This window comes from Janthinobacterium sp. (assembly GCF_009923995.1).
GTDB lineage: Bacteria > Pseudomonadota > Gammaproteobacteria > Burkholderiales > Burkholderiaceae_D > Janthinobacterium.
This window is the reverse complement of sequence record NZ_RFSK01000032.1, coordinates 22,715-42,263: the sequence shown is the minus strand read 5'-3', so window position 1 is coordinate 42,263 and position 19,549 is coordinate 22,715. Positions and strand designations below refer to the sequence as shown.

Here is a 19,549-nt window from a genome sequence, read left to right as displayed (position 1 = left end):
CCCATGGAACTCTTAGCCCACAATTTCAGCAGCGATTTCGCGCGCAGCGCCCACCTTGCCCGGGGCGCCGGTGCCGCCGACGGCAGCGACGGCGGCGAGGCGCTGGTCGCCTTCCGCGACCCGCAGCAAATGAGCCTGCTGGTGCGGGCCACGGCCTTCGTCTTCGCCGATCCCCGCTCGCGCCAGCTGCACGAGCTGATCGAGCGCATCGCCCCCAGCGAGGCGACGGTGCTGATCACGGGCGAAACGGGGACGGGCAAGGAGCTGATCGCCCGCCACGTGCACGGCTTGAGCGGGCGCGCCGAACAGACCTTCGTGGCGATCAATTGCGGCGCGTTTTCCGAAACCCTCGTCGAAAGCGAATTGTTTGGCTATGAAAAAGGCGCCTTTACGGGCGCCCAGCAGGGCAAGCCTGGCTGGTTCGAGACGGCCAGCGGCGGTACCCTGTTCCTCGACGAGATCGGCGACCTGCCGCTGGCGATGCAGGTCAAGCTGCTGCGCGTGCTGCAGGAGCGCGAAGTGGTGCGCCTGGGCGCGCGGCGCGCCATTCCCATCGACGTGCGCCTGATCGCCGCCACCAATGTGGACCTGGCCGAAGCCGTGCGGGCCGGGCGCTTCCGCGAAGACCTGTATTACCGCCTGCAGGTGATCGGCCTGCCGCTGCGTCCCCTGCGCGAGCGCCCGGGCGACATCATGCCGCTGACGCGCCACTTCATGGCCATCTACGCGCAGCGCCTGCACCTGGGCGAGGTGGAACTGGGCGCGGACGCGCAGCAAGCCTTGCTGGCCTACCCGTGGCCGGGCAATATCCGCGAACTGGAAAATGTCATCCACCGTGCGCTGCTCGTGTGCCGCAGCGGTGAAGTGCGTGCCGACGACCTGAGTCTGTCGGGCTGGCACAGGCCGCTGGCTGCCGTCGCCGCGGCGGCCCCGGTGCCCGTGCCGGACGCCTGGGCCGGCGGCGCCGACATCGCCTATGCGGCCCACGGCGCAGCCGGGCAGGATGACTTGCTGGCGGCCGGGCGCTTCGCCCGCGCCTGGCAAGCCTTGCTGGACTCGGGCGAGGCCGTGGCCTTCGAAGCCTTGCAGCAGGAACTGGTCTGCGCCGCGTGGGAGCGCAATGAGCGCAACCAGGTGCGCACGGCGAAACACCTCAATATCAGCCGCAACATCCTGCGCACCTTCCTGAAAAAAGCGGGCGCCATCGACTAGGCTCCGCAACACGCCAGCCCTTTCGTGCCGGACCCGCAGCGATGCGGCTCCGGTTTTTTTCATGGCTGCTGCGCGCGCAGCACGCTGCTGTCCTGGACGCAGGGAATTGCTGCCAAATCAACAGCGGAGGGCAGCGGCGGGCGTCCGCGGCATGGCATGTTTTCTGCGAGGAGGGAAGGGCAGGCCTGCGCGCTGCGCGTACGGCCTTTTCTTCGACCCACGACAGGAGTCCATGCATGACCATCGAATTCATCTGGCAATTGCCCACCGGCGGTGACGGCCGTTACGCGGCGCCCGGCATCACGCGCCGCGGCGAACGGGCCGCCGGCGCGCCCAGTCCCCTGCAGGCGGGCGTGAGCGACCCGCGCGGCGCGCGTCCGCCGTTCAACTATTTCGATTACCTGCACCAGATCGCCCGCGCGGCGGACCTGTCCGGCTTCGACGGCATCCAGGTGCGCCACGATACGCAGGGCGATGAAAGCTGGATCGTCGCAGGGTATCTGGCCCGCAGCACGCGGCATTTGAAGCTGATCGCCGAATTCGACGCGGCCTGGGGTTCGGCCGTGTATGCGGCGAAGAACGCCGTCAGCTTCCAGCGCTTCACGGGCGGGCGCTTCGCCTGGCAGATCGGCCATGGCGGCGATGCGGCGGCGCGCCGGCGCCAGGGAGATGCGGCGCCGGACGCCGACATCCTGCCGCGCATCGATGAATTCATCACGGTGGCGCGCGGCGTGCAAAGCACGTCGCCGTTCAGCTTCAAGGGCCGCTTTTTCGAAGTGCAGGACGGCGGCTTCAAGGGGCCGCTGGCGCATCACCTCGTCAACAGCATCTATCTGACGGGAGAGTCGCCCGAGGCGCTGGCCCTGTCGGCGCGCCAGGCGGACGTGCATGTGTTCGATGCGGCGCCCGTGGCGGACCTGCGGCCCGCCATCGACAGTCTGCAGACGCAGGCGCGCCAGCGGGGCCGCGCCGTCGCGGCGGGCCTGCGCATCGACGTGCTGGCCCGCGAAACCTTCGATGAAGCCTTGCGCGATGCGCGCCGCTACCGCAGCGGGGCGGGACTGCCCGCCGATGCGGTGTTCGATGCCGGTGCGGCGGGCTTCTGGCCCGGCTTTGCGCAAGCGCAGACGGGCGCCCACGGTGCCCTGGTTGGCAGCTACGAGCAGGTCAGCGCTGCGCTGCAGGCGTATGCGCAGGCGGGCGTGTCCAGCTTCGTGCTGGCGGCCATCCCCCATTTCGAGGAAGCCTACCGCATCGGCGAGCATGTGCTGCCGCGCGTGCGGGCTTCGCTGACCACCGCGCAGCAGCGGGCGGCCTGAGTTCCCGTATCCACTTACTGAAGGAGTACCCTGATGGCAATCGACTTTTTCTGGCGCATCCCCACGCATGGCGAACCGAGTTCGCACCGCGCCCGCACGCCGTTTCGCGGCGACTGGTTTCCCGGCAATGACAGCCTGCGCCAGGCCGGCCTTGGTGGCGGCGGCGCCGACGGTTTCAGCTATATCGACTACCTGGCGGAAATCGCCCGCGCGGCGGAAATATCGGGCTTCCAGGGCGGCCTGATTCCGTCCTTCCCCATGACGGACGAACCGTGGGCCATTTCCGCGCTGCTGGCGCGCGAAACGCGCACCTTCCGCTTCATGATCCCGTTCCAGCCCGGCTTTTTGAATCCCGTGGTGGCTGCGCGCATGACGGCCAGCCTGCAGCGGGCCACGGGCGGGCGGGCCCTGTACAACGTGATCACGGGCGGCGGCGGTCCGGCGCAGCTGTGGTGGGGCGATTCGGCCGGCCACGACGACCGCTACACGCGCACGACGGAATTTCTCGACGTGGTGCGCGGCGTGTGGCGCGGCGGGCCATTTTCCTACCAGGGTAAGTTCTACCAGGTGGAAGACGCGGGCCTGGCCGCGCCGTTGTCGGAACAGGACTTCCCCGAGATTTATTTTTCCGGCTCGTCCGACGCGGCCCTCGGCTCGGCCTCGAAGCATGCCGATTACTACCTGACGTGGCTGGAGCCGTTCGAGCAGCTGCGCGAGAAATTCGCCCGCGTGCTTGAAAAGACGGCACTGCTGGGGCGCAAGATCAAGTGCGCCGTGCGCGTCGACATCGTCGCCCGCGCCACGGAAGAAGAGGCGTGGGACGAGGTGCGCAAGGGCTTCGAGGCCGTCGATGCGGCCACCCTGCGCCAGTTCCTCGGCGCGGATGGCGGCGATTCCGTGGGCGCGGCGCGCCAGCGGGGCAACCGCCCGACGACCCTGAGCAGCTACAAGGACCTGATCACGGCGCCGAATATCTGGTCCGGCTTCAACCTGCTGCGCGGCGGGCAGACGCAGGGCATCGTCGGCAGCTACCAGCAGGTGGCCGAACGCCTCGATGAGCTGGTGCAGCTGGGCGCGGACGCCTTCATCCTGGCCAGCACGCCGCATCTGGAAGAAGCGTACCGGGTGGGCGAGGAAGTGCTGCCCCTCGTGCGCGGACATACGGCGGCGCTCCTGCGCGCCGCCTGACCCCCGTACCTGTTGCCGCGACAGCAGCGCCATGGCCTGCTGTCGCGCAGGCAGCACGGGGCGGCGCCCCTGCTGCCAAATCAACAGCGCTATCATCTCGATAGTCTTCCTTTGAAATCAAGTACTTGAGTCCGATTTTGCTGCGCTGCGGCAGCGGGCATGCGCCTTGCAATACAGGTCATCACCATCTCGCGTTTTGACTTTACTCAAGGATAACCACCCATGCGCCGTTCGACTGCCCCCGCCGCCTTTTCCTCTTTCTCCTTTCGCCTGACGCCGCTGCGCCGCGCGCTGCGCTCGGCCTTCGCCATCGGCGGCCTGATGCTCGCCCCAGGCCTGGGCCATGCCGAAACGCCTGCCGCCGTGGTGGCCGATGCCACGGCCGACGCGAATGGCGCGGGCGAAGGCGCCTCGCTGCAATCGGTGACGGTGACGGCGCAAAAGCGCGAGGAATCGGCGCAGAAGGTGCCCAGCGCGATCACGGTCCTGGGCGGCAAGGAGCTGCTCGACACGGGCATCGGCCGCTCGGCCAGCGAAATCCTCAACTACGTGCCGAATGCCTCGGCCGGCACGCAGCAGCATGGCCGCCCGCGCTGGTGGATACGCGGCGTGGGCGCGGGCCAGCAGCAGGTCGACTTCCCGAACCCCGTCGGCTTCTACCTCGACGACGTCTACATCAGCAATTCCAGCGCCACGGGCTTTCCCCTGTTCGACCTGGACCGGGTGGAAGTGCTGCGCGGCCCGCAGGGCACCCTGTGGGGCAAGAATACGACGGGCGGCGCCATCAATGTGATTTCGCGCAAACCCTCGTTCAAGTCCAGCGGCTACGCCAAGATTGACTACGGCAGCTATGACACGACCCTGGCCGAGGGCGCGATTGGCGGCGCGCTGGTCGACGAGGTGCTGGCGGGGCGGCTGTCCTTCCACACGGAGCAGCAGGGCGAAGGGCGCTTCCACAACCTGTTTACGGGCGAGCGCGATGGAAAGCTCAAGGACAGCGCCATCCGCGGCCAGCTCAAGGCCCTGATCGGGCGCGACCTGACGGCCAATCTGAACCTGCATTACCGCGACTACACGACCAAGGGCGCCACCACCACCGTGGCCAGCTACGGCGCCAATGGCGTGTACCGCAACGGCTATATTCCGAGCACCAATCCCGACGACGTGAGCACGAATGCGCCGGCCGACAGCGACGTGCAGCAGGGCGGCGCCCAGCTGAACCTTGAATATGCGCTGGGCGAGCTGACCCTCACTTCCATCACGGGCTATGAAAACTTCCGCAACGAGGCGACGGGCGACAGCGACAACACGCCGCTGGAAGTGGGCCGCAGCCGCTCGAAGGCCAGCAGCCGGCAAGTGTCGCAGGAGCTGCGATTGACGTCGCCGCAGAACGGCGCCGTGAGCTGGGTGGCGGGCCTGTTCTACTTCAATGAAAAGATCGACTCCGACTCGGCCGGCGCGCGCCTGCCCAACGGCACTGTGCCGGCGCTGGCGGGCAGCACGCAGCCCGTCGGCTACAACCGCACCGTCTACCAGCACAAGGCGCGCAGCGCCGCCATCTTCGGCAGCACCACCGTCAATTTCAGCGAGCAGCTGCTGTCCACATTTGGCCTGCGCTGGACGACGGAAACCAAGGACCTCGATTTGCGGCGCGTGCAGGCGGCATCGAACTCGGTGACGTTTGGCGATGCCGCGAACTGGTGGAACACGGTCCAGGGCGGCAATTACACGGCCGCCTCGGTCGCCAACAACAACTTCACGTCGAATCCGTCGACCACGTGGAATGCGCTGACCTATGACGTGACGCCCGAATACCGCTTCAGCCGCACCCTGCGCGGCTACCTGAAATACGCGCACGGCATCAAGTCGGGCGGCTACAACACGAGCGCCACGGACGTGCGCGCGCTCAACACGGTGAAGCCGGAAACCCTGAACTCGTTCGAGGCGGGCATCAAGTCCGAATGGCTGGACGGACGCCTCAACTTCAACGCCAACGTCTTCCATTACGACTACAAGAACGTGCAGGTGAATATCACGGGCGTGTACAACGGCGACCCCACGCAAAGCGTGAACTACCTGCAGAACGTGCGCAAGGCCCACGTCAACGGCGCGGAATTCGAGGTCGAGGCGCAGCCGACGGACAACCTGCACGTCAACGCCAACCTTGGTCTGCTGCGCACGGAGTTCGACGACTTCGCCATCCAGAACAATGGCGGCGACCGCTCCGGCAATGAATTCGTGCGCTCCCCCCACGTGACGGCCCTGCTGGCGGCCGATTACCGCTACCCGCTGGGCAATGGCGCGCAGCTGGTCTTCAGCGGCGACGTGCGCTACACGTCCAGGCAGTACTATTATGTGGACCCGCAAAGCGACGCGCGCGGCTTGCTGAACCAGGGCGGCTTCGCGCTGGCCAATGCGCGCCTGTCGTATGTGCTCCCGGGCGGCAAGCAGCGCATCACGGCGTATGCCAACAACCTGGCCGACAAGGTCTACCGCAACCACACGCTCACCAGCTTCGTGCCGGGCGCCGTCAACGGCGACACGGTGATCATCGGCCAGGGCCGCACGGTGGGCGCCTCGTACACGGTGCAGTTCTGATCGCGCAGGGCAGGGGCAGGGGCGATATGCTATAGTCGCCGGGCATGGCTGCCGCACCCGGTGCGGTGGCCATGCAACGTTCTCAGGGCGGGGTGCGATTCCCCACCGGCGGTAATGGCATGCGTGCCTAGCCCGCGAGCGCTTGCCGGCGCGGTCTTCGGACCTGGCCGGCAAGGTCAGCAGACCCGGTGCGATCCCGGGGCCGACGGTATAGTCCGGATAAAGAGAGAGCGGGATGCATCATTGTGTTGGTGCCGGCAGACGCCCGGCGCATGGGCGGCATTGCCGTCGGTGCGCGGACGCGCGTGCCTGCATGCGCAGTTGGGCGTGGCTTTCACGCGCCTGTCATATCCCCTTCGATCCCATGCCCTGTTTTTTTGTCATTTTTAAAAACAGGAGTCTTTTGTATGTCACAAGCACACGCAGCACCGGGCAAGCGCATCGCCTTCATCCAGGCGGGCTGGCACCGCGACATCGTCGCGCAATGCCGCTTGTCCTTCATCGCCGACATGGCGGCCCTGGGCTTCGCCGAGAGCGATATTGACGTCATCGACGTCGCCGGCGCCTTTGAAATCCCCCTGCACGCACAAGTGCTGGCCAGAAGCGGCCGGTACGCGGCGATTGCCGCCTCGGCGCTGGTGGTCGACGGCGGCATCTACCGCCATGACTTCGTGGCCGATGCCGTCATCTCCGGCATGATGCAGGTGCAGCTGGCGACGGGCGTGCCCGTGCTGTCGGCCGTGCTGACCCCGCACCACTTCCACGCGGGCCACGAGCACCAGGAATTCTACTTCCAGCATTTCAAGGTCAAGGGCGCGGAATTGGCCGCCGCTTGCGCGGCCACCGTCCGTTCGCTGCAGCGGCTGGCGCAACCGGCCGCCGCGCCGCACGAGGTGCTGGCTGCCTAGGGCGCCGTCTGCCTTGATGCCGTAGTCCCCGGGGCCAGCGCCTGTGCATGCGCTGGCCCCGTTTCTTCATGCGGCTTGCCGCAGCAGCGCGTCCAGCCGCCGCTGCGCTTCTTCCAGGGGCCGGCGGTCGATCCAGGCATCGATATCGACGTCGCGGTCGAGGAAGCCGTGCTGCAGCTGGAAATCCTTCTGCTGGCGGAACAGCGCCACTTTTTCCTCGGACAGGTCGGGTGCCAGGGCCAGGTGGAAGCCGTCGCGGTAGGCTTCGGCCACGGCATCGGCGCCGGCCCGCGTTTCGCCCTGCAGGATGGCCAGTACCTCGGCCTGGTGGCTGCGCGCCCAGTGCGCGGCGCGCAGGGTCTGCGTCAAAAAGCGCACGACGAGCTCGAAATGCTGCTCCAGCATCGTTGCATGCACGGTGATTGGCCGCGGTGTGCCGTTATTCACGCGGAAGCGCCGGTCGGGCAGGGCGTCGATATCGATGCCCACCGCCAGCCCCGCCGCGCGGGCCGCTTCGGCCGCCGCCGCGCCTTTCACGTAGACGGCATCGACGTCGCCGCGCAGCAGCGGCGCGATGCCCTGCCACAGGCCTGCACCCAGATTGGCTTGCGCTGGCGCGTCGGCCCCCACTTCCACCAGTTTCACATCGTCGAGCGTCAAGCCGGCGGACGCCAGCACGCCCTTGTAGCCGGCCAGGCTCATGCCGCGCGCGATGCTGTGTCCGCGCCGTTTGTCGCGCAAGTCTTCGGCGCGGAACACGGGCAGCGCCAGGCGCTTGCCCTGCAACTGCGCGGGCGCCGTGATGCCGGAACCGGGGCGCACGAGGATGGCTTGCCATTCGTCGATCCAGGTCAGGCCGATCAGGCGCGTGGGCGCTCCTTGCGCGCGGGCGGGCAGGGCCAGCAGGTTGCCCCCTTCGCGCACGAGCGTGGACAGGCCATGGTCGTAATGGTGGCGCGCCAGTTCGCCGCCTGCTTCCTGCAGGGTCTTTAACGCGATGCCGTCGCGGGCGAATTCTTCGTCCAGCCAGCCCAGTTTGTAGGCCAGGCCCGTGGCCGTGGGCACGGGGCAGCGGGTAAACCAGACGGTATCGACGGCGGGGACGGTTGCGGTAGTCATGGGATGCTTTCGTGGTGGGTGGAGCCTTGAACCGTGCAGGAAACGTGCCCGCGCCGCTTGCTGGCTGGCCCACAGCACCCGCGTCCAGCGCTGCTGCCGCGCCAGCAGCCGCTGTTGCGCAGGCAGCAGCGCTCCACCATTTCCCCCGGCTCCAGCGCTGGCACGCGTCTTGCGAAAGTAGAGGGCAGATGCAGCCAATCCCAACCCCTCACACTGAATGGAGCATGACATGACGGACGTGGCACAAGCAGAAGCACAACAAGTACAGGCGCAGGATTTGACGGCGGCCGAACTGGCCTTCGTGGAGCAGGTACGGCGCGATGCGCAGACGGCCTTCGACGGCCTGCGCGAGACGGGCAGCCTGACGGCCAACGGCACGGTGGGCTTTGTCGAGCGCACGCCCGCCGGCGACAAGGTGGTGGTGGTCAACGACCCTGGCCCGTTCCGCCGCGGCCAGCCCCTGAAGGCGGCCGTGCTGGCGCTGGATGGCACGGTGCTCGCGGGCGACGCGAATAACGGCGGCGCGCGTTATTTAAAACTGTTCCGCGAACGGCCCGAGGTGACGTCGATCTCGCACGTGCATTCGCCGTCGCTGGGCGCGTGGGCGCAGACGCACCGCACCCTGCCGATCCGCTACGTGCCCGTGCAGCGCTACCAGCTGGTGCGCGAAATTCCCATCTATATCGACCGCCGCCAGCCGGAAGTCGATTTCATCCTCGGCGAAATCGCCCGCAACACGCACGCCACGGCCATCCTGGAAGCGAATGGCGGCGCCACCGTGTGGGGCAAGCAGGGCTTGCTGAAGCTGGCCGAATTCATCCTGCTGCTGGAAGAGGGCGCGAAGATCCAGATCGCGGCCGAAGCCATCGGCGGTTCGCGCGATTTCGGCCCCGGCGTGCTGCTGCAGCAATGGAAGATGAGCAAGCTGATCGACACGGCGCGCGCCTTGTCGCTGCTGCCCGCCACCGACCTGGTCAATACCTGACCCAACCTGCTGCGCGTCGCGCCTTGCGGCCTGTGATGCTCGCTGTGTCCAGGCACGGCAGCTTCCCGGCCACATGCGCTGCCGCTCGCGACGGTTTTGTCAGGCGTCGCTGTTTGAACGATCTTTAATCAAGAACAGGTCCGCAATGTCATTGAAATTATTACGTTTGAGCTGGCGCAAGCTGTCTGCCGCCATCGTGGCGGCCAGCCTGCTGGCGCCAGCCATCGGGGCGGCCGCCGAGCCGCTGCCGGACGCCGTGCGCATCGCCGTCGTGGCGCGCGCGGCGCCGTCCGGCAAGACCGTGTTTGCCGGCTCCGCCGCCCAGGTGGCCGCGCAGGGCTGGCTGGCGGCCGAACTGGGCAAGCTGGGCGTGAAGCTGGAATGGGTGCCCGTCACCACCAATTCCGTGGCGACGCAAGTCAACGAAGCGTTTGCCAACCATTCGATCGACCTGGCCCAGTATGGCGACTTGCCCTCGATTATCGCCAATGCCTCGGGCTTGCAGACGCGGCTGATCCTGCCCGGCGGCAGCTTCAGCAATACCTACCTGGTGGTGCCGCGCGGCTCCACGGCCCGCTCGATCAAGGACTTGAAGGGCAAGAAGATCGCCCTGCACCGTGGCCGGCCGTGGGAATACCCGTTCGCGCGCCTGCTGGAAGCGAATGGCATGACTTTGCGCGACGTCAAGATCCTCAACCTCAATCCGCAGGCGGGCGCTGCCGCCGTGGCGACGGGCGGCGTGGACGCCTTCTTCACCCTCAGCGACGCCTTCCTGCTGGAAGATAAACAGGTGGGCAAGATCATCTGGTCCAGCAAGGCGCCGCCGCAGGACTGGAAGATGCGGGCCGAACTGTGGGCCGACAGCGGCTTCCTGCAGCGCTATCCGCAGCTGGCCCAGCTGGTGGTGACGGCGTATGTGCGCGAGCACCACCGGGCCGCCGGCGCCGGCGGCGAAGACGAGTACGTGCGCACGGAGGCGGCGGCCGGCCAGGTGGAAAGCGTCGTGCGGCGCGAGCTGGCGGGCGACCACACGCCGTGGCAGGCGCGCTGGTCGCCGTTGTTTACGGCCAGCCTGCGCCAGCATTACGTGGGCGAGGCGGCGTATGCGAAGAGCGCGGGCCTGATCGGGCGGCCCCTGCAGGTCGACAGCCTGTTCGCGCCCCAGTTCGTCAACCAGGCGCTGGCGCAGCTGAAATTGCAAACCTACTGGACGCCATGACTTCCCTCGTCACCGCCATCGCCTTGCCGCGCGCCGCCGCACCGGCGCGTGCAGCCTCTGTCCCCTGGCTGCAGCGCTTCGTGCGCTCGCCCTGGTCCGTGTGGACGTCGCCGCTGGCTTTGCTGCTGCTGTGGACGGCGGCCACCGCCTTGGAATGGATGCCCGCGCACATCTTGATGTCGCCGTGGCAAGTGCTGCTGACGGCCGCCGACCTGGCCGAAAGCGGCGAACTGGGCCAGCACCTGGGCATCAGCCTGTTCCGCCTGCTGGCCGGTTTCGGCCTGGGCGCCAGCGCTGGCCTGGCGTTTGGCGTCGTGCTGGGCCTGTCCCCCGGCTTGCGTAGCTACGTCGACCCCACTTTCAATGTCTTGCGCCAGCTGCCCACCGTCGCCCTGATCCCCCTGTTTATCCTGCTGTTCGGCATCGGCGAGAGTTTCAAGGTGTTTATCGTCGCCAAGGCCAGCTTCTTCATCGTCGCGCTGGCCGTGCATGACGCCATCCGCAACCTGTCGCAGCGCTACTTTGAGGTGGCGCAAGTGTATTGCTTTTCGCGCTGGCAGCGCATCCGCCTGATCGTCCTGCCCGCCATCGTGCCGGCCGCGCTGACGGGCATGCGCATCGCCCTGTCGCGCTCGTGGATGGTGCTGGTGGGCGCGGAATTGCTGGCCGCCGACAGCGGCCTGGGGCAGATGATGGAAATGGGCCGGCAAATGTTCCGCCTCGACGTGGTCATGGTAGGCGTGGTGCTGACGGGCGCCATCGGCTTCGGCCTGGACCGGGCTTGCCACGCGCTGGAAGCATGGCTGATGCGCTGGAAGCGTAGTGGAGAGACCATATGAAACAACGTTTGATCCAGATCATCAAGGGTGCGCTGCTGCCGCTGGCCCTGCTGGGCGCCTGGCAATGGGCGTCCGGCCAGGGCGCGGCCGCCGCGTATATCTTCGTGTCGCTGGGCGACCTGGCGCACAGCCTGTGCGACCTGCTCGTCACGGGCGAGCTGTGGGTGCATCTGCGCGCCAGCCTGGGCCGTACCCTGGCCGGCTTGCTGCTGGGTGGCAGCGCGGGCATCGTCACGGGCGCGCTGATGGCGCAGTCGCCGCTGGCGGACCGCCTGATCGGCCCTCTGTTCCACAGCATCCGGCAAGTGCCTTTGCTGGGCCTGATTCCCTTGCTGGGCTTGTGGGTGGGCAATGGCGACGGCGCCAAGCTGCTGGTGATCGCCATCGCCGCCTTTTATCCTACCGTGCTCAACACGTATGCGGGCATGCGCCAGGTGGAAGGGCGCCTGCGCGAAGTGGGGCAGGTGCTGACCCTGACGCGCTGGCAGACCCTGCGGCGCATCCTGCTGCCGGGCGCCATGCCGGCCATCGTCACGGGCGTCACGCATGCGCTGGCGTTCGCCTGGCTGGCGTGCCTGGGCGGCGAACTGCTGTTTTCAGCCGGTCCCGGCATGGGGTCATTATTGCTCAACGGCGAAGTGTCGGGCCGCATGGACGTCGTCCTGCTGGCCGTGCTCGTGATCGCCTTGCTGGCGCAGGCCATGAACGTGGGGTTTGCCCGTCTCGCGCGCCTGCTGGTGAAGGGGCGCAGCAGTGAGTGAATCCTTGCCATTGACGGCAGAGGCGGCCGCGAGCGCCCGCGACGGCGAGCTGCGCGCCTTCTTGCTGCGCTTTATCGGCTTGACCCTGCTGTCGGGCGTGACGATCGGCATGAACAAGGTGCTGGCCACCCTGCTGGGACTGCATTTGCACGTGAGCAACTTCCAGCTGGCCGCGATCAGCAGCGCGGAAACCCTGGCCATGGCGCTGGGCACCATTCCAGCCGGCTATATCTTGTCGCGCGGTAACCCGAAGCATCTGTACGCCGGTGTCAGCCTGAGCCTGGCGCTGGCCTTTTGCGTGCTGCCGTGGCTGCCCGGCTGGCAATGGGTGGCCTTGCTGATGTTCTTGGTGGGACTGTGCATCTCGCTGCGCATCGTGGCCATGAGCACCGTGTTTCTCGTGCGCCTGCCGGAACTGGGGCAGGGCAAGGCGGGCTGGTACAAGGGAACGTTGATCCTCGGCATGCAATTCCTCGGCCCCCTGTGCGGCAATTACCTGATCGCGCAGCTGGGACTGAAGGCGGGCTTCTTGATTTCCGCCCTGATGTTCGCCATCCTGGCCGTGCTGGGCTGGCACGTATTGCCCAACAATACTTTGCCCAGCAGTACGGCGCCGCGCAAGCCGGCGGGGCAGGCCGCGTTGCCCGGCGCGGCCAGCCTGCGACAGCTGCTGCGCCTGCCCATCGTGCGCAGCACCTATCTGTTCGAGATCCTCGCCAGCTTCACGGCGTCCAGCGTGGGCGTGTTTTCCATCCTGCTGGCCATCCGCGTGCTGCACTGGCCCGCGCACCACGCCGTCTGGCTGATGGCCGTGCAAGGCTTGAGCTGCGTGCTGGTGCTGCTGTTCCTCGGGCGCTGCGTGCTGGCCAGCCGCCACCGCGAACAGCTATACGGCGGCGCCCACCTGGCCATCATGGCCGCCTTGCTGATCCTGGGCCTGTGGCCGGACAGCATCGCCTACCTGGCCGCGTCGGTGCTGCTGGGACTGGGGCTGGGCGTGAATAACCTCGTCAATACGGACAATATCGCCCGCGCGCCCGTCGACAAGGCCCGCGTTTCCGCCCATTTGACCCTGTTCGGCATGGTGGGCGGCACGGCCGGCGCGCTGGCGGCGGGCCGCCTGGCCGACCTCACGGGCTTGCGCAATGTGTTCCTCATCTGGCTGTTCCCGTGGCTGGCCGCCTGGCTGGCCTTCCACGGCAGCCGCTGGCTGCGCCGGGCGCCGCCCGCCGCCGTTTCTTCCCTCGCCCCTACTGCAGAGAGTGCGCCATGAATGATCTCGTTTCCCCCTCGGCCCTGTTGCCGCAACGCCCGCAGCTGAGCGGCGGCTTGCAGGTGCAGCACGTGAGCAAGTCCTTCGCGCTGAAAGGCGCGCCGCTGCCCGTGCTCGACGATATTTCGCTGACGATCGCGCCCGGCGAATTCGTTGCCATCGTGGGCGCGTCCGGCTGCGGCAAATCCACCCTGCTGCGCCTCTTGGCGGGCCTGGACACGGATTACACGGGCTTGCTGCTGCACGATGGCGTGCCCATCCGCGGCACGGATCTGCGCCGCGGCCTCGTGTTCCAGGACCACCGCCTGTTCCCCTGGCTGACGGTGCAGCAGAACGTGGCCGTGGCCTTCAGCAATACCAAGGTAGCGCTGGCCGAGCGCGACGCCCGCGTGGCGGCGGAAATCACGCGCGTGGGCCTCGATGGCTATGCGGATGCGTATCCGCATCAATTGTCGGGCGGCATGTCGCAGCGGGCGGCGATTGCCCGCGCCCTCGTGGGGCGGCCCGACGTGCTGCTGCTGGACGAGCCGCTGGGCGCCCTCGACGCGCTGACCCGCTTGCGCCTGCAGCAGGAACTGCGCCGCCTGTGGCAGGACGAGGGCATCACCATGGTGATGGTCACGCATGACATCGACGAAGCCGTCTACCTGGCCGACCGCATCGTCGTGCTCGACGCGCGTCCCGGCAAGGTGCGGCGCGTGCAGGAGGTGCCGCTGGCCCACCCGCGCCAGCGCGGTGCGGCCGGCTTTGTCGCCATCCGCGACGGCTTGCACGGGGATTTCAGCGACCTCGACGAATCGCATGCGCCAGCGGCGCACGATGTGGACCCCAGCAGCTTGTGGGATGGCAATGAATGGGCGCGCAGGATGGCGCTGTAATTTTCGTGTTTTTGATATCCATCAACCTGGAGATACAAGATGAGCAATGAGAACCAAGCACTCGACACCCTGTGGTACACGCGCTGCCCCGTCCCGACGGGCCTGGGCATCGCCCTGCAGCAAGGCTGGCTGGAAGACGCCTTGCGCGCCGACGGCACCAGCCTGCGCTCCTTGCGCGAGTCCGACCAGGAAGCCGTGCGCGAATCGCATTTCGACCATACCCTGCAGAACTCCGTGCGCCACGGCGGCAATATTCCCGCCCTGTGGGCCAGGGCGGCAGGGCGCGAGACGCGCGTCATCGGCCTGTCGTGGTCGGACGAGACGCAGCTGATACTGACCCTGCCCGGCAGCGGCATCGCCACGGTGCGCGACTTGAAGGGCCGGCGTTTCGGCTTGCCCTTGTGGGCCAGGGCGCAGATCGACTTTGCGCGCGCGCAAGCCTTGCGGGGGCTGGAAAATGCGCTGAGCCTGGATGGTTTGACGGTTGCCGACGTGGAACTGGTCGATTATGTGATCAATGCGGGGCAGAGCGAGGCGCCGCCGGAGCAGGGGACGGCGACGAACCTGTTCAGCGGCGCGCGGCGGGGCGGTCAAAGCCCGGAACTGCTGGGCCTCTTGCGGGGCGAGGTGGACGCCATCTTCCTGAAAGGCGCCTCGGCCGCCCAGCTGGCGCAGCAGTTCGGCCTGCACACGGTGATCGATACGGGCAGCCATCCGGAACCCTTGATCCGCGCCAACAACGGCACGCCGCGCACTCTCACCGTCGATGCGCACTTGCTGGACCACCATTTTGCTTCCGCCGTCACCCTGGTCGACCAGGTGCTGCGGGCCGAAGCGTGGGCACGGGGCCACGCGGACGAGACGCGGCGTTTCCTCGCGCGCGAATCGAATGCCAGCGAGCACTGGGTGCAGGTGGCTTACGGCAAGGATGCGCATCTGCGCCTGGACACGGACCTGGCGGAAACGTCGGTCGCGGGCTTGCAGGATTTCAGCGACTTTCTGTTCCGCTGGAACTTCCTGCCCAGCAAGGTCGACGTGCGCGCCTGGATCGACCCCCGTCCCTTCGACGCGGCGCTGGCGCAGACGCGCCGGGCGGCGTGAGCGGGAAGCACGTCAACGGTGGTCATGCTCGATGAAGAGGAGAATGCGATGCGGCGACGCACGGTGATGGGCGGGCTGGCCTTGCTGCCCCTGGCGGGACAGGCGGTGTCGGCGGCGAAAGGAGCGGGGGCGCCGCCGGCGGCCCTGCGCATCGCTTCGACGGGATTTGCGGAAAATGGCAGGGCGGAGCTGGGCGGCATCGCTTACCGGGTGCAGCAGGAAGGCTGGCTGGCGCGCGAACTGCAGCAGCGGGGCGTGCGGCTGGAATGGCTGCCCGTCACGGGCGACACGGGCGCGACCATGAACGAAGCGTTTGCCAGCGGGCGCATCGACATGGCCGCGTATGGCGACTTGCCGTCCGTCATACTCAACGCGGGCGGCGTGCGCACGCAGGTGATCGTGCCGGCGGGGCGGGGCACGGACCAGTTCCTGCTCGTGCCCACCAGCTCGCGCTCCACCTCATTGGCCGAGCTGAAGGGCAAGCGCATCAGCGTGCACCGGGGCCGGCCGTGGGAACTGGGCTTGCGCCAGCTGATCGCCGACCAGCGCATGTCGCCCACGGATTTCCGCCTGATTAATATGGATTTGAAACCGGGCACGGCCGCGCTGGCCACGGGCGCCGTCGATGCCTTGTTCATGATCAATGGCTATCCGCTGGAAGACAAGGGCATCGGCCGCATCATCTGGTCCAGCAAGGGCTTGCCGGAACGCAAGATGCGGGCGGAACTGTGGGCGCGGCGCGACTTTACGCAAGCCCATCCCGCCATCGCGGAACTGGTGGCCACGGCCTGGCTGCGGGCCCAGCACTGGGCGGCGCTCGACGGCAACCGCGAAGCCGTCATCAGGGATGGCACGCGCAACGGCACGCCCGACAGCGTGGTGCGGCGCAGCTACGACGATCCGGGTTTGCAGTGGAAGGAACGCTGGTCGCCCCTGTATGACGATGCCGTGTACCGCCATTACCGCAGGGTGCTGGCATTTGCGCAGGAACAAAAGCTGATCCGCCAGCCCCTGACGGCGGAAGAGCTGCTGGAACCGCGTTTCGTGGCGGCCGGCCTGAAAAAGCTGGGCCTGCTTAATTACTGGGAGCCGGCCAAGGTGTAGCCCGGCGGACAGGCGCGTGGAGGGCGGCGCCTGTCCCACGGCTCGCCGGCGGCAGCGGGACGCGGCACGTTCAGTGCGGCAGGCACACGCGTCCCGCAAAGTTCACCACCCCATCGCCCGCGTGTGCGCGCAGTTGCAGCAGCAACAGTGCCATTCCCAGCATCAGCGCGGCGGCGCAGAGTTTCTTGTGCATCTTCTTTCCCGTTTTCACTGTGAGGTTGACGGCAGTATTATTGCCTAAATTCATTTGTGCGTATGAGCATGTTGCCAAGCGTGCTCTACAATTATGCCTCGTGCGCCTGTGCGCCATCTGAATTTTATGCATAATATGTGAAGGGAATGACAAGCCTGTGACTTCCAAGCCGATCAAGATCGCCGCCACCGTCGTCGTGGCGCTCGCCGCCGGGGCCGGCATTTACACGTTTACCCGTCCCGCCACCACGGCCACGCCGGGCGCGCCAGCCCCGGGCAGCCCGGCCGCCGCGCCGCAGGCGGCCGCCGGCACGGCCGCCGTGGCCAGCCAGTTCCGCGACTTGCTGGCCAATTTCCGCAAGATCATCGTGCTGCTGGCGGACGAGCAAAACTTGCCCGAAGGGGCGCGCGACGAGGCCCGCAAGGTGGGGCAGGCCCTGTTCCATGAAAACCAGGAACGCATCGCCAGGCTGGACGCGGCGCTGGACCAGCTGACGGCGCCCACCAATCCGGGCCGCTTCGAGGCGCTCGACAGCCTGCTGACGTATATCGAATCCGATCCCGGTCTGTATGACGCGGACCGGCTGGCCTTCCGCGAGTTGCTGCAAAGCATGCTGGCCGACGTGGCCAGGGATACGTCCTTGCCGGCGATCAAGCTGCACAAGCGCATTTCCGAAGACCTGGACGCGCTGGGCGAGATCGAGCGCAATTACGAGAAGGAAATCCGGCAAATCTTCGGCAACCTGGGCCAGCGCGCCATCGAGCTCAAGCGTGAACGGTGGGACGATTACGTGGCGCAGCTGAAAAAGCTCTACAGCCGCGAACAGATCCTGAAGGAAAACGGCATCGTCGTGCCCTATGCGACTCCGCCGGCCGGCTCCGTGCCCGACGCCAAGCCCGCGCCCAAGAAGGACGAGGCGGAAATCTTCGGCCTGGGCTTGCCGAAAAAAACCATCGTGCTGACCTTCGACGACGGTCCGCACCGCCGCTACACGGAAGAAATCAGCGCCATTTTGAAACAGTATGGCGTACCGGCCGTGTTCTTCAACGTGGGCCGCAACCTGGGCAGCTTGGACGCGGCAGGCCACGCCAAGCTGGGCGCAGGCGCGGAAGTGAGCCGCAAGCTGATGAAAGAAGGCTATGCCGTGGGCAACCACAGCTTCAGCCATGCGCAATTGTCGAAGCAGACGGGCGACAAGCTGAAGGGCGAAATCCTCGGCACGGACACCTTGCTGAAAGCCATCAGCCCCGAGCGGGCCGCGCTGTTCCGCTTTCCGTATGGCGCGCGCAACAGCGAAGGCATGGCCGCGCTGGCCGACGCGCACCTGAAATCCGTGATGTGGAACATCGATTCGCTGGACTGGGCCGACCCCGTGCCCAGTTCCATCACCAGCCGCGTGCTGGCTTCCGTCGACAAGGCGGGGCGCGGCATCATCCTGTTCCACGACATCCATGAACGCACGGTGAAAGCCTTGCCGGCCGTGCTGGACAAGCTGGTTGCCGAAGGCTATCAATTTGCGGGCTGGGATGGCACCAGCTTCCAGGTGGCGAAAAGCACGGCGCCCGCGCCGGAAAAAGTGCCCGTCACCACGGGCTACGCCAATTCCTGGGCCGTCGTGATCGGCATCGACGACTATGCCAAGTGGCCGAAGCTGCAATATGCGGTGCGCGACGCGCAAAGCATCCGTGAAACCCTGATCGAGAAATTCGCCTTCGCGCCCGAGCGCGTCGTGACCCTGAAAAATGGCGAAGCGACGCGCAACAACATCCTGGCCGCCTTCCACGACAAGCTGGCCCATGGCGGCGTGCAAAAGAATGACCGCATCTTCGTCTTCTTTGCCGGCCATGGCGCCACGCGCAAGCTCAGCTCGGGGCGTGACCTGGGCTATATCGTACCCGCCGACTCCGACCCGGCGCAGTTCGCCACGGATGCGATCCCGATGACGGAAATCCAGAATATCGCGGAAAGCCTGACGGCCAAGCATGCCTTCTTCGTCATGGACGCCTGCTACAGCGGCCTGGGCCTGACACGGGGCGCCGGTTCCAGTTCCTTCCTGCGCGACAACGCCAAGCGCATCGGCCGGCAAATGCTGACGGCCGGCGGCGGCGACCAGCTCGTCGCCGACGGCGGACCGAACGGCCACTCCGTGTTCACGTGGACCCTGCTGCAAGGCCTGGCGGGCAAGGGCGACCTGAACGGCGACGGCCTGATCACGGCCACGGAACTGGCCGCCTACGTGGCGCCGGCCGTCTCCAGCGTCTCGAACCAGACGCCCGCGTTCGGCAGCCTGCCCGGTTCGGAAGGGGGGGATTTCGTCTTCGAGTTGCCGGGAGAGACGGAATTCCTCAGCCCGAACACGGCGCAACTGTCCACGGAAGCCATCGCCCTGAACAGCAAGCTCGATGCCAAGCCGCAAGCGGCCAGCGTCACGGTGAAGGATTTGCAGGGCGGCGAGCAGAAGATCGTCACGCCGGGCGCCGTGCCCACTTCCGCGCGCCAGCTGGCGCAGCGGGCCAACGACCGCGGCTTGCAGCTGTACAAGGAGAAACAGTATGCGCAGGCGGAAGCGCAATTCACGGAAGCGCTGAAACTGCGCCCCGACTTCGCGCTGGCCGCGAACAACCTGGGCTTTGTCTTCTACAAGCAGGAAAAATACCGCGAAGCGGCCCGCTGGTTTGAAAACACGGTCAGGATGGACCCGTCGCGCGCCATCGCCTACCTGAACCTGGGCGACGCGTATGCCAAGGCCGGCGATGGCGCCAAGGCCAAGGCCGCGTACAAGACTTACCTGGAACTGGCGCCGACGGCCTCGATGGCGCCCGCCGTGCGGCAAAAGATGGAGAAGCTTTAAT

General features: G+C 66.9%; 16 protein-coding genes and 1 riboswitch. Of the genes, 14 read left to right on the top strand and 2 right to left on the bottom strand.

Annotation, left to right across the window (positions count from 1 at the left end):
- Positions 1-3 precede the first annotated feature (3 nt).
- The 5 genes from EBS11_RS16630 (at position 4) to EBS11_RS16610 (ending at position 7,225) form a co-directional block, all read left to right on the top strand.
- On the top strand, positions 4-1,212 hold the full coding sequence (locus EBS11_RS16630) for a sigma 54-interacting transcriptional regulator (RefSeq protein ID WP_290604547.1): 1,209 nt from the start codon (positions 4-6) through the stop codon (positions 1,210-1,212).
- Positions 1,213-1,448: 236 nt separating this feature from the next.
- Entirely contained in the window at positions 1,449-2,531 is a 1,083-nt protein-coding gene (locus tag EBS11_RS16625) for an LLM class flavin-dependent oxidoreductase (protein ID WP_290604545.1), read from the top strand.
- Positions 2,532-2,564: 33 nt separating this feature from the next.
- On the top strand, positions 2,565-3,719 hold the full coding sequence (locus tag EBS11_RS16620; RefSeq protein ID WP_290604543.1) for an LLM class flavin-dependent oxidoreductase: 1,155 nt from the start codon (positions 2,565-2,567) through the stop codon (positions 3,717-3,719).
- 222 nt (positions 3,720-3,941) lie between these two features.
- Positions 3,942-6,317 carry a TonB-dependent receptor gene (locus EBS11_RS16615; protein ID WP_290604541.1) on the top strand — a complete coding sequence of 792 codons (2,376 nt, stop codon included), beginning with the start codon at positions 3,942-3,944 and terminating at the stop codon, positions 6,315-6,317.
- A gap of 74 nt (positions 6,318-6,391) precedes the next feature.
- Positions 6,392-6,553: riboswitch (FMN riboswitch) on the top strand.
- Positions 6,554-6,724: 171 nt separating this feature from the next.
- On the top strand, positions 6,725-7,225 hold the full coding sequence (locus EBS11_RS16610) for a 6,7-dimethyl-8-ribityllumazine synthase (protein WP_290604539.1): 501 nt from the start codon (positions 6,725-6,727) through the stop codon (positions 7,223-7,225).
- A gap of 66 nt (positions 7,226-7,291) precedes the next feature.
- On the opposite strand, the gene EBS11_RS16605 is transcribed toward EBS11_RS16610, so the two are convergent.
- On the bottom strand, positions 7,292-8,344 hold the full coding sequence (locus EBS11_RS16605) for an ABC transporter substrate-binding protein (RefSeq protein WP_290604537.1): 1,053 nt from the start codon (positions 8,342-8,344) through the stop codon (positions 7,292-7,294).
- A gap of 229 nt (positions 8,345-8,573) precedes the next feature.
- Here EBS11_RS16605 and EBS11_RS16600 point away from each other — a divergent pair, with 229 nt between their 5' ends.
- The 8 genes from EBS11_RS16600 (at position 8,574) to EBS11_RS16565 (ending at position 16,504) form a co-directional block, all read left to right on the top strand.
- Positions 8,574-9,329: a class II aldolase/adducin family protein gene (locus EBS11_RS16600; RefSeq protein WP_290604535.1), complete on the top strand. Its 756-nt coding sequence runs from the start codon at positions 8,574-8,576 to the stop codon at positions 9,327-9,329.
- 151 nt (positions 9,330-9,480) lie between these two features.
- Positions 9,481-10,548, top strand: a complete 1,068-nt coding sequence (locus EBS11_RS16595; RefSeq protein WP_290604531.1) for a PhnD/SsuA/transferrin family substrate-binding protein — start codon at positions 9,481-9,483, stop codon at positions 10,546-10,548.
- Complete coding sequence (locus tag EBS11_RS16590; RefSeq protein ID WP_290604530.1) at positions 10,545-11,387, top strand: ABC transporter permease; 843 nt, start codon at positions 10,545-10,547, stop codon at positions 11,385-11,387. The genes EBS11_RS16595 and EBS11_RS16590 overlap by 4 nt, the downstream gene beginning before the upstream one ends.
- Positions 11,384-12,148 (top strand): ABC transporter permease subunit, encoded by a 765-nt coding sequence (locus tag EBS11_RS16585; protein ID WP_290604528.1) that lies wholly within the window; start codon positions 11,384-11,386, stop codon positions 12,146-12,148. Before EBS11_RS16590 ends, EBS11_RS16585 begins: the two co-directional genes overlap by 4 nt.
- A complete protein-coding gene (locus EBS11_RS16580; protein WP_290604526.1) occupies positions 12,141-13,421 on the top strand; it encodes an MFS transporter in 1,281 nt (426 codons plus the stop codon). Before EBS11_RS16585 ends, EBS11_RS16580 begins: the two co-directional genes overlap by 8 nt.
- A complete protein-coding gene (locus tag EBS11_RS16575; protein ID WP_290604524.1) occupies positions 13,418-14,299 on the top strand; it encodes an ABC transporter ATP-binding protein in 882 nt (293 codons plus the stop codon). The genes EBS11_RS16580 and EBS11_RS16575 overlap by 4 nt, the downstream gene beginning before the upstream one ends.
- A gap of 39 nt (positions 14,300-14,338) precedes the next feature.
- Positions 14,339-15,400, top strand: a complete 1,062-nt coding sequence (locus EBS11_RS16570) for an ABC transporter substrate-binding protein (protein ID WP_290604522.1) — start codon at positions 14,339-14,341, stop codon at positions 15,398-15,400.
- A gap of 48 nt (positions 15,401-15,448) precedes the next feature.
- Positions 15,449-16,504, top strand: a complete 1,056-nt coding sequence (locus EBS11_RS16565; RefSeq protein WP_290604520.1) for an ABC transporter substrate-binding protein — start codon at positions 15,449-15,451, stop codon at positions 16,502-16,504.
- 70 nt (positions 16,505-16,574) lie between these two features.
- On the opposite strand, the gene EBS11_RS16560 is transcribed toward EBS11_RS16565, so the two are convergent.
- Positions 16,575-16,751, bottom strand: a complete 177-nt coding sequence (locus EBS11_RS16560) for a hypothetical protein (RefSeq protein WP_290604518.1) — start codon at positions 16,749-16,751, stop codon at positions 16,575-16,577.
- A 103-nt stretch (positions 16,752-16,854) separates the two neighbouring features.
- Here EBS11_RS16560 and EBS11_RS16555 point away from each other — a divergent pair, with 103 nt between their 5' ends.
- A complete protein-coding gene (locus tag EBS11_RS16555; RefSeq protein WP_290604516.1) occupies positions 16,855-19,548 on the top strand; it encodes a polysaccharide deacetylase family protein in 2,694 nt (897 codons plus the stop codon).
- Position 19,549: the final 1 nt, after the last annotated feature.